This is a genomic window from Enterococcus sp. AZ109, from assembly GCF_051714625.1.
Taxonomy (GTDB): Bacteria; Bacillota; Bacilli; order Lactobacillales; family Enterococcaceae; genus Enterococcus_A.
The window spans coordinates 115,377-129,362 of record NZ_JBIOSF010000001.1 but is presented as its reverse complement, the minus strand read 5'-3'; the positions used below and the strand labels follow the sequence as shown (position 1 = coordinate 129,362).

Below are 13,986 nucleotides of genomic sequence, written 5' to 3'. Positions count from 1 at the left end.
TTCTCCTTTACATCTCTTCAACAATAATATTATGGTTTGTAAAAACACAGATATCGGCGGCAATATTTAAGGCGCTCTCGGCAATTTCTTTAGCAGACATTTCCGGATTGTGCCGTTTCAAAGCTCTTGCTGCTGCCAATGCATAGTTACCGCCTGATCCGATAGCTAAAATACCATCATCAGGAGCGATGACTTCACCGTTACCTGAAACTAGTAACATTTCATCTTTATTCATAACAATTAATAATGCTTCTAAGTTTTTCATTGCTTGTTGTGTGCGCCATTCTTGCGCTAATTCAACAGCTGCTCTTTGTAGGTTGCCATTATATTCATTGAGTTTTCCTTCAAATTTTTCTTCTAGCGTAAACGCATCAGCTACACTTCCTGCAAAGCCGACAACTACCTGCCCATTATAAATTCGGCGTACTTTACGTGCCGTTCCTTTCATAACTACTTGTTGTCCCATTGTAACTTGTCCATCACCGGCCATTGCCAACTTGCCGTCTTTTTCTACAGCACAGATAGTAGTCGAATGAAATTGTGATTCTGCCATTGGTATTCCTCCTAAATTCAAGCTCGTGGATGAAACGAGCGATAACTTTTTTGTAAACTTTCTTTTGTAACATGAGTATAAATTTGAGTAGTTGATAAATTTGAATGCCCCAACAATTCTTGAACTGTTCTTAAATCAGCTCCATTGTTCAATAAATGAGTAGCAAATGTATGCCTCAGCATATGGGGATGTATGGTTGAATTCAAGCTGCTCTTTTTTATTAGCTGATTCAATACATATTCAATCCCAGTCGGTGTAATTTGCACTCCGCGATGATTGATAAAAACATAATCATGCTCTTTGCCAAAGCGCTCCATGATCAGTTTACGACCATCTAAACGAAATTCCTGTAGTGCATCTGCAGCGTAAGAGCCTAGCGGAACATAACGATCTTTGTTTCCTTTTCCGTGAATCAACATAACACTGTTATCAAAATCAATAACAGAGAACGTCAAATTGGCACATTCGCTGACTCGCAGCCCTGCACCGTATAGCACCTCTAGCAATGCTCGATTTCGCTGATCTAGCGGCTTGTTCCCTTCAACACTTTGAAAAAGGACATCTAATTCTTTTTCATAAAAAAAGCGTGGTAGACGATTTTTCTTTTTCTTCAAATGAACATAGGAAAAAGGATTTTCATCAATTTTCTCCCGCCTCAACAGATATTGATAGAAGGATCGTAGACTAGCAATTTTACGGCTAATTGTATTCCGGCTATATTCTTGATCATTCAAATAGGCTAAGTAAACGCGTACATCTAAGTGATCTATTGTTAGTAGTTCTTCATTACCGGAGCCCTTCAAAAAATCACAAAAATCCTGTAAATCTCGCAAATAAGCTTCTTTAGTTTTAACTGAATAACCTCTTTCAGTGATCAAATAACGCATAAAATCTTGAATTCGTTCTTCGTTTGTCAAAACCTCACCTCACAAACATATTCCAAATTTAGCACAACCTGTTTTTAAATACAATTAAATTGTCAGAATTTATTGAGTTTTCACGAATTTGTTTACAATTCCTTAGAAACCGCAAAGAAAAACCCACTGCAACTTTCTGCAGCGGGTCATGTATACTTATAAATCCATTTGAGTTAAAGCATCTAACGCACGTTGCGCTAAGGTCTCGTAGCGTAACTTTTTGTCCTTTATCCGCTCTGGCAAGCTAGGAAATAAGCCGAAATTAGCATTCATTGGCTGGAAATGCTTTCCTTCAGCATGGGTAATGTAGTAAGCCATTGCACCTAAAGCTGTTTCTTGCGGAAATTCCAGTAGTGGTTCGCCTTTTGCTAGCCTAGCCGCATTCATTCCAGCTACTAAACCACTACCAGCACTTTCAACGTAGCCTTCTACCCCAGTCATTTGACCAGCAAAGAATAAATCCTCCCGATTACGACTTTGATAGGTTGGCTGCAAAAGTTCCGGTGAATTCATGAAGCTGTTGCGGTGCATCACGCCATAGCGCAGGAATTCAGCGTTTTCCAGTCCTGGAATCATGCGGAAAACCCGTTTTTGCTCGCCCCATTTTAAATGAGTTTGGAAGCCAACCATGTTATACATGGAAGCTGCTGCATTATCTTGGCGCAACTGAATAACAGCATACGGACGTTTACCTGTTTTAGGATCTTCTAATCCGACAGGCTTCATGGGACCAAAGAGCATTGTTTTCACTCCACGTTTGGCCATTACTTCAATTGGCATGCAGCCTTCAAAGAATTTTTCTTTTTCGAAAGTTTTTAATTCAGCTACCTCGGCTTCAATTAACGCTTCGTAAAATGCCATAAACTCTTCTTTATCCATAGGGCAGTTTAAATATGCTGCTTCACCTTTATCGTAGCGAGATTTTAAATAAACCTTTTCACGATCAATTGTCGTACCATCGATGATAGGTGCTGCTGCATCGTAGAAATAAAAGCCATGTGAACCATTAAAAGTAGCAATTTCCTCTGCTAAAATTTCAGAAGTTAAAGGACCAGTAGCAATAATAGTGATTCCTTCCGGTAATTTCGTTACTTCTTCGTTATGCACAGTTACCAAAGGATGCCCTTTTACTTTCTCAGTAATTAGGGCAGAAAAACCTTCGCGATCTACTGCCAAAGCACCCCCGGCAGGCACTGCAGTCTCATCTGCTGAATGAATAATTACAGAATTCAACCGGCGCATTTCTTCTTTCAATACGCCTACAGCATTCGTCAAACTGTTTCCCCGTAAAGAATTGCTGCAAACTAGTTCAGCAAATTTTTCCGTTTTGTGAGCCGGTGTCGAATGGATGGGGCGCATTTCGTATAAATCAACTGGCACACCTGCTTGGGCTAGCTGCCAAGCAGCTTCGCTTCCTGCAAGACCCGCACCGATAACATTAACCGTTTTTACCATTTTATTCCTCACTTATGCTATTTTTGAACGGCTTCTTCGTAATCACCATTAATGCAGACTACTTGTTTACCGCCTTTTACTTTTTTCTCAACTAAGTAATTATCACATTTAGGACAGTTTCGACCAACCGGTTTGTCCCAAGAAGTGAAGTCACAATCTGGGTAACGTGAGCAACCGTAGAACAAACGGTTTTTCTTGGATTTTCTTTCCACTACTTGTCCCTTGTGACAAACTGGGCATTCCACGCCAATTTCTTTAATAATTGGTTTTGTATTACGACATTCTGGGAAGTTGCTGCAGGCATAAAATTTACCATAGCGTCCTAACTTGATCACCATTGGATGTCCGCAGACGTCACAGTCAAAACCAGCAGGCTCATCTTTGATCTGGATTTTTTCAATCCCGTCTTCAGCTTTTTCTAATTCTTTAGCAAAAGGTTGGTAGAAGCGGTCGACTACTTTGACCCATTCCTCTTTGCCTTCTTCCACTTTATCCAAATCATTTTCCATTTCAGCCGTGAAGTTTACATCGACTATCTGAGGGAAGAATTCTACAATCAGCGAATTGACAATTTCTCCTAACTCAGTCGGTTCAAAACGTTTTTGTGTTAACTTCACATAATAACGTCTTTGAATCGTATCTAAAGTAGGCGCATAAGTTGATGGTCGTCCTACACCATTTTCTTCTAAGGTTTTAATCAATGTTGCTTCACTGTAGCGAGCTGGCGGTTGAGTGAAATGTTGCTTAGGCTCGATGTCTACGGATTGAACGACATCTCCTTCAGCTAACTCTGGTAAGATATTTTCCTTATCTTCTTTGCCGTCATCACGACCTTCAACATAAACCTGCATAAACCCTTTGAATTTAATCTTTGAACCATTTGCAATAAAGATGACCCCGTTTTGTTCCAAGGTAACTTTCATGGTATCCAAAACAGCTGCCGTCATCTGACTAGCCACAAGACGTGACCAGATTAACGTATATAATTTTAGTTGATCTTTATCCAAGTATTGTTTCATTTCATCTGGTGTACGCATCACACTAGTTGGTCGAATCGCTTCATGGGCATCTTGTGAACCTTGAGGATTTTTAGTCTTACGGGCATGATGCTGAGAATATTCTTTGCCGTATTTGTTTTCAATGAATTCTGCTGCTTCAGCTTTTGCTGTATCAGATATACGTGTAGAATCCGTACGCATGTACGTAATTAGTCCGACAGTCCCTTGTTTCCCCAATGCAATACCTTCATACAACTGCTGAGCAACCATCATCGTTTTTCGCGTACGGAAGTTTAGCTTACGTGCTGCTTCTTGTTGCAAATTACTGGTTGTAAATGGTTGAGCAGGGTTACGTCTGCGTTCTTTTTTCTCAACTTTTGTTACTTGATAATCTTTACCGTCAATCCGCTGGGTGATTTCTTTGACTGCTTCGGCATTCGGCAGCTTTTTCTTTTTACCATCGACACCCCAGAAGTTTGCTTTGAATTTTTTTGTTTTTTTCTTGAAGTTCCCATCGATGCTCCAGTATTCTTCCGGAATGAATTTGCGGATTTCTTGTTCGCGATCAATAATAATTTTTAAAGCAATGGATTGTACCCGACCAGCACTTAATCCCTTTTTCACTTTACGCCATAAAATTGGTGAAATTGAATAACCAACTAAACGGTCTAGTGCACGACGCGCTTGTTGCGCATCAACTAACGAAACATCAATCGATCGAGGTTCCTTAAACGCTGCTTTTACCGCATCTTTTGTTATTTCGTTAAAGACTACCCGATTTTTATCATCCAAGTCTAACCCCAGCAAGTAGGCTAAATGCCAAGCAATAGCTTCCCCTTCTCTATCTGGGTCACTTGCTAGATAAACTTTTTGTGCTTTTTTTGCTGCTTGCTTTAAGCCTTTAATGACGTCACCTTTACCACGAATAGAAATATAATGAGGTTCGTAATTATTTTCGATATCGATCCCCATTTTACTTTTTGGCAAGTCTCTAACGTGTCCAACACTCGCTACGACTTTGTAATTTCTACCAAGATACTTTTCAATTGTTTTTGCTTTTGCCGGTGATTCTACAATCACTAAATATTTATAGGCCAAACGTTTTTGCCTCCTAATTTTTTTCTTCTATTATATACAGGAAATTTACTGACAAATCGTAGCCTATCATAGCGATTCAATTTTTATTTGTCAAGTCACAACTAATAAATTTTTTTCAATAATTGAAGAGAATCGAGAATATTTTGCACTTTTTCAACACAGACTGCTCCATCTTGAATTAACTGGTGACAGCCGGCTGAACGACCGTTCAAAATGCTTCCAGGCACAGCAAATACCTCTTTTCCAGAATCCAAAGCCTGTTGAGCAGTAATGAGAGAGCCACTTTTTTGTTTGGCCTCAATTACTAATACCCCTTGACCTAACCCTGCAATAATTCGGTTTCGCATCGGGAAGTGGAACTTGGCCGGTGGTGTTCCTTTTGGATATTCGCTTAGCACTAAATGATTTCTAGTCATTTCAATTTGTAAATTACCACTTTCTTTAGGATAGCAGATATCCAAACCAGTGCCAATCACTCCTATCGTTTTTCCTTGATTGGATATGGCAAATTGATGGGCATAGGAATCAATCCCTTTCGCCAATCCACTGACAATTACAAATTGTCGTTTGATCAATTCAGGCATAAATTCCCTAAGAACGCCATAACCATAATCAGATGCTAAACGAGCACCTACAATTGAAAGACTGTTTCTTTTTAGCAATTCTAAATTTCCTTTATAAAACAAGATTAAAGGCGGCGCTTGAATCAAGCGAAGGTGTTCTGGGTACTCATCATCTTCAATTGATATCATCGGTTGATTAGCCAAAATCTCTTCCAATCTTAGTTTAGTCCAATTGTCCCAGTCTCCAGATCCTTTTCCCTTGGTGAGCGAATAGAGATCAGTTGACGAAAATTGCCAGCAATTTAGCTTTTTGGCATACCGATAAATTTTTAGTTTTGTAATTGCACCAATACCTCTCGTTAAATTTAAACGAAGTAAAAATAATTTCTTTTCCAAAAAAATCCCTCTTTTCTGACGATCTACTTTAAAGTAAGTCAAAAAGAGAGATTTCATTTTTTATTTTTTTCGAATTGGAGCAAAGGTCTTTCGGTGAATCGGTAATACGCCAAATTTTTCAATTGCATTTAGATGTTGTTTGGTCCCATATCCGGCATTTTGTTCAAACCCATAAGCCGGGTATTCCAGGCCATATTCCGCCATCAAATCATCTCGATAAACTTTTGCAATAATACTAGCCGCAGCAATTGATACCGAGCGTGCATCTCCTTTGATAATCTTTTCTTGCGGAAGGCCATTTTCTAACACCATTGCGTCAATTAACAAACAATCTGGTTGGATAGGTAACTGGTCGATCGCGCGCTGCATTGCTACTTTAGTCGCTTGATAAATATTTAACTCATCAATTTCTGCTGCACTTGCTTCACCGATTCCAATCCCAAGCGCATGTTTTTTTATTTCAGTTACAAGTACTTCTCTTTTACTAGCTGAAAGCTGTTTCGAATCATTTAATCCTAAGATTTGATGGTTGTCATTTAAGATCACAGCAGCTGCTACGACAGGACCTGCTAACGGTCCACGACCGACTTCATCAATACCAGCAATGAACTGAAAGCCTCGCCCCTTTTTTTCTTCTTCAAAACTAGACATTTGACGATACTTAGAGATTAATGCAGCCTCTTTTTCTTGGCGTTTGTGCCACTGCCTTAGGGCTGTTTGCACCCCTTTGCGTTCGTCAGCTCTAAGTGCTATCAGTCGCTGATCTTTTTCATCGATAATATCTAGCAACAATTCCTTAACTGCTTGAATTGAAAGTTTCTCCATCACTCTATATACTCCTCGAAGCGATCCAAAGTATACCGCCCTAATCTTCCTTGTCGCAATTCAATAATCATCATCTCACTGGCACGTTCGTAATCCTCTTTGAACCCACGCTTATGAGCAATTAGCATTAACAGTTCAGGCAGTTCTTGAGAGATATCCTCGTCACTAAGTTTATACCGTTCTTTCAACTGTTCTGGATAAAATCGGCGCAAAAAGCCCAGTTCATCGATTGCTAAATCGTCTAGATGTAATAAATCATCTTTGATAGCCCCGGTTAAAGCCAATCTTTTTCCTACTTCAGGATCTTCAAACTTAGGCCATAAAATTCCTGGGGTATCTAACAACTCCAATTGTGACCCAAAACGCAACCACTGTTGGCCTTTGGTTACTCCAGGTTTATTGCCTGTACTCGCAATTTTTTTTCCTGCCAAATGATTTAATAGCGTTGATTTACCTACATTTGGAATTCCTAAAACCATTGCACGAATTGCCCGAGGTTTGATTCCTCTTTCTTTATCCCTAGCCAATTTTTCAGCTAATACTTTTTTGGCTGCTGGTACGATTTGTTTGACGCTCTTATCATCTTTGGCATTTAATGACAAAACTTCATAACCTTGATCTTTAAACCACCCCATCCACAGACTGGTTTGATTATGATCTGCCAAATCTGCTTTATTTAATAGGATAAGGCGCGGTTTTTGTTGTACGATTTGGTCCAACATCGGATTACGCGAAGATCGTGGCAACCGAGCATCAACCAATTCAAAAACTATATCAACGAATTTTAGCTTTTCGGATACTTCTCTTCTTGCTTTGGCCATGTGACCTGGAAACCATTGAATGGTCATTTGATGTTTCCTCCTTTGAATAGTGAGTCGCTAATTAGTAATCTCTTCCTCAGATATTCTACCATATCGTCTGACTATTTAAGCGGAAATATTTAGTTAAATCTTTTTCTAAAGACATAAAAAAGAAGAATCATCGTATACATATCTCAAATAAACAGACTTTTGAGTTTTTGCATATCAATGTTCTTCTTATCAATAATTCGTACCGATTAACCTAAATTAAAGAGATGTGTAACAACTTCAGGGGAACGGCGGATCACTGCCACTTGATCAGCAAAATCATTAGAAAGAGTATAGCCATCCCCCCATTGTGTTTTGATAATCAAACCTGAAAAACCATTTTTATTGAATTTTTGTTCAATTCTTTTAGACAAACTAGACAGTGTACTTAAATGTGAGTTAGTTGTTTTATCTCCCCACAGACGCTCACACAATTCTTCTCTAGTTACTGGTTGCGAATGAGCTGTGAAGATTATTCTAAAGAATTCTGTTTCTTGCTTTGATAGATGTTTAATTACATTGGTCAACTTATATTCAATTTTTTGACGCTGGAATGGGGAAGTATCCACAGAATCCATTGAATTTTCGGATGAAGCTGGATAAGTGTCCGCCACTAAAGCTTGTTGCAATTTTTCTCTTAACAACTCTGAAGGGCTAGTGTCTTTCAACCAATGAGTGATGCCAACATTTTCAAGAAATTCTTTCTCTTGTTCCGCTGGTTCTTCTTCGTAACTTCTAAAGATGGTTAAGTTATGACGTTTTAGTACGGGTAAGACTTCATGTATTTCCTCATTACAAATTGTTTTACTTAAAATCACGAATTGGAAATATTCTAAGAATTGTTCATTTACTTGAGAATACTTGCTTAATTCTAAAAAGCTAGATGTACTAAACACCTCATAATTCAGTATTTGTAAACTTTTCTGAAGTTTATCTTCCGATAATATGTTCTTGGTTAATAATAAGATTTGTTGCATTAAGTTCACTACTTTCTATATTAAATTGTGCTGTTGAATCAAGACTTTTGTACTTACACAATGAACCTTCCCCAGTATATTTAATTGGACATTGTGTGGGAAACTTACATTTGATTTTAGCAACTGACAAATTTTGTAAATAAAAACATCTATTCAATATTTTTACTAAAAAAATGTTTTTTTGTCCATTAATTCAAACATTAAATTTTCGCAAAGAGGTCTCGTTTTAATAAATTAAAAAACCTCTTTTTAATAAGAGGTTTTAAAATAACAACACAATATTGACTATAATGCTCAACCATAGTCTACATTAAGATCTAAAAGATCATATAAATATTCGGACCTATTATAAATTAGTTTTTTATAAGCGTTAATATGATTATAAACACTTAATCTTATCTTAACTAAATACTAATTAAAGATAAAAATATAATCAAACACTCTTTCCGAAGTGGTCAATGGATAAATTTTATATCAGATATAGGATAGTATACAAAACGTGCTTTCCCCATAATTTCTCGGCTATTGACGGTACCAAAAGAGCGGCTATCTTTCGAAATTCTTCGATTGTCTCCTAACACAAAATATTCATTCTGTGGAAGTTGATCTACATCGATCAAGTCCCGCAAATTAAAGCTTGTCGTATAAGGAGTATTTTCATTGTCGTGATCTTGATTATTAGTTAAGAAATTTTCAGGTACTCGTTCTTCATTAATATATAGTTGATCTTGATCATAACGAATAGTCTCTCCGGGAAGACCAATGACCCGCTTGATATAAGTCGTTCCATCATCTTGGCGAAAAACAATTACATCAAACCGCTGAACTTTAGTAAACTTTTCCATTAATACCATGTCACCTTGTTTTAAGGTTTGATTCATTGAATTTCCGGTGACCGGTATTGGAATAAGTAGAAACCCACGAATAATTACACCCAGAAAGAGCGCAATTAAAAAATATTTTATTGCCAACCATAGCTGGTCTTGCCATTTTTTCATCTTGCTCTTCCCCCTCTACATCTATTATAGGGGAAGACCCCCTACCTTTACCAATAAAAAACAACAGAGAACACCTCTGCTGTTAAGATAATTCCTCTATTGCACGTTTGTAAGCCGCATCGTTCGATTTAACTAATTGAAATAGCTTTTCTTGGATAACCTGAGAGGTTTTAACATCAACTGCACCAGTAGCCGGAAGATTGTTTTCAGTCTGAATTTGGAGCACCGCTTGACGTGTTCGATCATCGAATTGATCTCCTTCTGTGTCATAATCTAAAGCGCTCAACATAGCATTCAAATTAGTAATAACTTCTCCTTGATCACCAATCCGCCAGTTTGACTGTCTAGATAAAGGTGGTAGGTTTGCATAGCCAGGTTCGCCAACTTCTATTGTGGGTGTAACACCTTTGTTATTGATCCATTCACCATCAGGAGTAAGCCATTTTAAAATAGTTAATTGAACATAGCTTTCTTCACCAATGGGTTGGACATTTTGCACAGTGCCTTTGCCGAAAGTACGAGTTCCAATCACTGGTATATCTTTACTTTTAACAGCTGCTGCTAATAGCTCTCCACCAGCAGTTGTTTCTTGATCCACTAAAAACACAACCGGTTCATTAACCTTGAATCCGTCATCAATTTCTTCAGTAGCTTCTTCGACCGCTACTACACCCTTGTCATCTGCAAATTGTACAATCGTGTCACCATTGTCCAAAAAATAACTTGCGATGCGTTCGGCCTCATTCAATAGACTGCCAGAGTTTTGGCGAATATCTACAACGAATGAGAGCGCCCCCTCTTTTCTTAGTGCTTCAATTGAGTTACGAAATTCCAATGCCGTTGTTTCACGAAAATTAGCAAGTTGAATCACTCCGATAGTAGGATTGTCTACGTCCAACTGCCCTTTAACGGTTTCATTTGGAACAATATCTCTTTTGATACTGACACTAAATTTTTCTGAACTGCGTTGAATCATTAAATGTACTTCAGTTCCTTTTTTCCCTCTGATAGAGCTAGCAATCGCATCTAGCGATTGATCTTGAGTCGTTGTACCATCAACTTCTAAAATAACATCACCTGATTTAAGCCCAGCTTTTTCAGCAGGCGAATCCTTAATGGGCACTTGATCGATAGTCGGCATTCGATCCTTTAATTGTAAATTAGCTCCTATACCTTCAAACGTACCCGCTACTTCATCATCTAGCTCTTTTGTCTCTTTCGCAGAAAGAAACTCTGAATAAGGATCTCCCAAAGCTTCGGTCATTCCAGAGAGAGCTCCTTTTATTAACTCATCCTCATCCACATTTCCTACATAATTTGTACTAATCAAATCATAAAGATCTTGAACCTCATCCAGCTCGCTACGCGTTACTTTAATTACTGATTCTTGGTGAGTAAATTGTGTTTTCTCTAAAAAAAACACAATTACAGCAGTAATAACAATGGTGCAAAACAAAGAGACTAGATAGAAGGACAACGATACTGTTTTTTTCTGCAAAGCGCACCACCCTTTCACTTATTTTCATAATAGCACGAGGAAAAAAAAAGGAAAAGCCTTCTCAGGCTTTTCCTAGAAATTTATCGATTATTCTCAAGATAATATTCCCATAGTCGATCAAAAAGATCCATTGACTCGATATAATTAGTATTTAATTCCAAATAATCAGCAACTTCATGGTAATCCTCTGAATGCTTTGGAAACATAATATCTTTGCTGACTGCTGCAGCAAATGATTGGGTAGGATCTTTTAAATTATTCCCCCGCAGAGTCATAATATAGTGATAAAAGCTTCTTCTCATTGTTCACTCCACTTTGATTTAATAGTTGCATATTCAACCTCATCCTATGATTACTCGGTTATTCATCCGATTGAGGAAGATACAGTCCGAATTGAATGTCATCTCCCACAAGATCGATATGATCGGCTTTGATAAACATTCCATTTTTCATCTTAAATTGATCTAGTTTTAATTCAATGGTTTGATCCTTTGGGGAAACTTCGACCCAATCAGGAAATTTGTAGCTTCGTACGATCATTGACATTACTTCGCTAACAGGTAAATTTAAGGTACCAATCGATAGATCCCTTGCTCGCAATTGTACGTTTCCATTGTCCATCACATAAGGATCAAAATATAGATAAAAATTGATATCCGCTCCTAATAAACTAAACTGACCTTTTAGCAGCGCCTGATTTTCTAGATAAAATTCATACTTTATATCAGAATCCTTTTGATATTCAGTCAAAAAATATTCCATAACAGTATTTAACTTCTTTTTATCCATATTCATAGTCAACACTGGAGATCCTTCAGGGATAGTAGTCTCACTGCTGGGTGGTAAGTTTGTCTCACGAGTGGACAACACACGTGTTGTTAAAAAAATACCACTGCCGACTAAAATACCCACTAGCACTAAAAAAGCTATTTTCCAAGCATTCATTTTTTTTCTCATCTACTTACCCTCCTTCAACAACCATAAATCATTCGTGTTCATCATTTCTTCTTTCACCGCATTTGCCATTAACTGATAGCCAAGATTGTTAGGGTGGAAATTATCCCCGTCATACAACACATTATTCCTGACAGTGGTTCCTTCACTTATCTGTTCAGACGTTTGCGTTGTAGAATCCTCGCTAGATTCACTAATTGATCTTTTTATTGAGCTTCGTGTTGAGCTTCCATTGGAACTTTCTTGTGTTGAGCTCCCACTCGAGCTTGCATTGGAACTCTCTGGCAATCCTTTATACAGCAAATCGTTAATCGGGACAAAATAACTATTCCGAGTATCCTCAGTTAATTCTTCAGTTGCATCGTTCCAATTATCTACTACCTGCTGCATTTCATCAATATCTGGAAAATTCAAATAATAGGGATTGTATATACCTAGAATATAGATTGGCGCATCTTTGTTCAACTTTCTTGTTTCTGTTAAGATTTTTTCTACATTCTTTTGATACTTTTTGATAGAAGAATTAAATTTCTTTGCAGAAGTGGCTGTCATGTTCTTTTGAAAAGCTTGCAACAAATCATTACCACCTACGGTCAAAGTGATCATATCAGCACTTTCTAAGCTTCGTTGAAGGTCTTCATCTTTGCTAAGTCTTTTTAAGATCTGGTCGCTGCGTTCTCCAGAAACCCCGAAGTTCTCCGTCTGTACAGTCGAAATGCTATATTCATTTTTTAAGCTATCGGCTACTAAAGGTACAAATCCACCGCGATTCGTTTCATCACCAACACCTTGAGTGAGTGAATCTCCCAACGCAACAAAATGAACTGTCTGTTTGTATTTTTCGTTTGGATTATTGGCTGTAACTTTTAGCCTTGGTTCGGCTTTCGGTAATAACAAGGACAAAAAGACGAAAGCCAGCACAGCAACTACTGCAGGAATAATCGGTGTGATAAATTTTTTCAATGTTTCGCCTCCTTTTTGAGATAAAAAAGACCTCTAAATAATTAGAGGCCCCGTAACAACTAATCAGTATAGTACATAATTGCAAATGCATCTTTGCCAGTATGTGTCGCAACAATTGGGTTGGTATGCAATACTGGAATGTCCATTTCTGGAAACATTTCTTGCAAGCTGCTTTTGGCTTCTTCGATAAAGTCAGTTCTTCCGGTATGAGAGATGCCGATCTGTTTGACTTGTGAAAACTTACTTAACTCATCTCTGAAGGTTTCCAGCCATTTGCTGAAGGTTTTCTTGCCGCGGCCCTTAACTATCGGCAACAAAGCACCCTCTTCCAACTCCATGATAACACGCATGTTCAACATATTCGACAAAACACCCTTGGCACGACTAACGCGCCCGCCTTTTACTAAATTATCCAAAGAAGAAATACCAATGAATAATCGACTATTCTCCTTCACCTTGTGTACAGCATCTAAAACTTCTTCTAAACTTGCACCCTTCTGCGCCAGTTCAGCTGCACGGATAACCTGAAACGCCAATGATTGATCAATAAATCCACTATCGATCACCGTTACATCACTGTTGGTTAAAAAAGTCGCCTGGCGCGCAGCTTCCACCGTTCCACTCAAGCTCTGAGTCATATGAATCGAAACAATTTGACTGCCATCTTTGCCAAGCTCGTCATATAGTTCAGCAAAATAACCAATTGGAGGTTGACTTGTTTTAGGTAAGGCCTGCGCACTAGCCATCATATCCATAAATTTTTCACCAGTTAATTTATCATCATCAGGATATACCACATCGTCAATCATAACCGATAATGGGATGACCGTAATGTTTAATTCTTCTTGGTATTTTTTTTCGAATGTACAAGAAGAGTCCGTTACTATTTTAACTTTAGACATTCCTATCCTTCTTTCCAGATCGTTTTGAAATTAATCTTAGT

14 protein-coding genes are annotated in these 13,986 nt (G+C 38.0%); all 14 read right to left on the bottom strand.

Going from position 1 to position 13,986, the window contains the following annotated elements:
* Positions 1 to 7: 7 nt before the first annotated feature.
* The 14 genes from hslV to IGI42_RS00560 all read right to left on the bottom strand — a co-directional run bounded on the left by hslV (position 8) and on the right by IGI42_RS00560 (position 13,945).
* The gene (gene hslV / locus IGI42_RS00625) at positions 8 to 553 is read right to left on the bottom strand and encodes an ATP-dependent protease subunit HslV (protein ID WP_438713598.1); all 546 of its coding nucleotides are present in this window, start codon (positions 551 to 553) and stop codon (positions 8 to 10) included.
* 17 nt (positions 554 to 570) lie between these two features.
* On the bottom strand, positions 571 to 1,470 hold the full coding sequence (gene xerC / locus IGI42_RS00620; RefSeq protein ID WP_438713597.1) for a tyrosine recombinase XerC: 900 nt from the start codon (positions 1,468 to 1,470) through the stop codon (positions 571 to 573).
* 156 nt (positions 1,471 to 1,626) lie between these two features.
* Positions 1,627 to 2,925: an FADH(2)-oxidizing methylenetetrahydrofolate--tRNA-(uracil(54)-C(5))-methyltransferase TrmFO gene (gene trmFO, locus IGI42_RS00615; RefSeq protein ID WP_438713596.1), complete on the bottom strand. Its 1,299-nt coding sequence runs from the start codon at positions 2,923 to 2,925 to the stop codon at positions 1,627 to 1,629.
* A 17-nt stretch (positions 2,926 to 2,942) separates the two neighbouring features.
* On the bottom strand, positions 2,943 to 5,021 hold the full coding sequence (topA, locus tag IGI42_RS00610) for a type I DNA topoisomerase (RefSeq protein WP_438713595.1): 2,079 nt from the start codon (positions 5,019 to 5,021) through the stop codon (positions 2,943 to 2,945).
* 101 nt (positions 5,022 to 5,122) lie between these two features.
* Positions 5,123 to 5,980: a DNA-processing protein DprA gene (gene dprA / locus IGI42_RS00605; protein WP_438713594.1), complete on the bottom strand. Its 858-nt coding sequence runs from the start codon at positions 5,978 to 5,980 to the stop codon at positions 5,123 to 5,125.
* A 60-nt stretch (positions 5,981 to 6,040) separates the two neighbouring features.
* Positions 6,041 to 6,805 carry a ribonuclease HII gene (locus tag IGI42_RS00600; protein ID WP_438716981.1) on the bottom strand — a complete coding sequence of 255 codons (765 nt, stop codon included), beginning with the start codon at positions 6,803 to 6,805 and terminating at the stop codon, positions 6,041 to 6,043.
* Entirely contained in the window at positions 6,805 to 7,653 is an 849-nt protein-coding gene (ylqF, locus tag IGI42_RS00595; protein ID WP_438713593.1) for a ribosome biogenesis GTPase YlqF, read from the bottom strand. Before ylqF ends, IGI42_RS00600 begins: the two co-directional genes overlap by 1 nt.
* 209 nt (positions 7,654 to 7,862) lie before the next feature.
* Positions 7,863 to 8,630, bottom strand: a complete 768-nt coding sequence (locus IGI42_RS00590) for a helix-turn-helix domain-containing protein (protein WP_438713592.1) — start codon at positions 8,628 to 8,630, stop codon at positions 7,863 to 7,865.
* A 455-nt stretch (positions 8,631 to 9,085) separates the two neighbouring features.
* Complete coding sequence (lepB, locus tag IGI42_RS00585; RefSeq protein WP_438713591.1) at positions 9,086 to 9,628, bottom strand: signal peptidase I; 543 nt, start codon at positions 9,626 to 9,628, stop codon at positions 9,086 to 9,088.
* Between the two features lie 82 nt (positions 9,629 to 9,710).
* Positions 9,711 to 11,126: a S41 family peptidase gene (locus tag IGI42_RS00580; RefSeq protein ID WP_438713590.1), complete on the bottom strand. Its 1,416-nt coding sequence runs from the start codon at positions 11,124 to 11,126 to the stop codon at positions 9,711 to 9,713.
* Between the two features lie 80 nt (positions 11,127 to 11,206).
* Positions 11,207 to 11,428, bottom strand: coding sequence for a YozE family protein (locus IGI42_RS00575; RefSeq protein WP_438713589.1), 222 nt, complete (start codon positions 11,426 to 11,428; stop codon positions 11,207 to 11,209).
* A gap of 58 nt (positions 11,429 to 11,486) precedes the next feature.
* Positions 11,487 to 12,083 carry a YpmS family protein gene (locus IGI42_RS00570; RefSeq protein ID WP_438713588.1) on the bottom strand — a complete coding sequence of 199 codons (597 nt, stop codon included), beginning with the start codon at positions 12,081 to 12,083 and terminating at the stop codon, positions 11,487 to 11,489.
* A complete protein-coding gene (locus IGI42_RS00565; protein WP_438713587.1) occupies positions 12,084 to 13,043 on the bottom strand; it encodes an SGNH/GDSL hydrolase family protein in 960 nt (319 codons plus the stop codon).
* Positions 13,044 to 13,102: 59 nt separating this feature from the next.
* Positions 13,103 to 13,945: a DegV family protein gene (locus tag IGI42_RS00560; RefSeq protein ID WP_438713586.1), complete on the bottom strand. Its 843-nt coding sequence runs from the start codon at positions 13,943 to 13,945 to the stop codon at positions 13,103 to 13,105.
* Positions 13,946 to 13,986 lie beyond the last annotated feature (41 nt).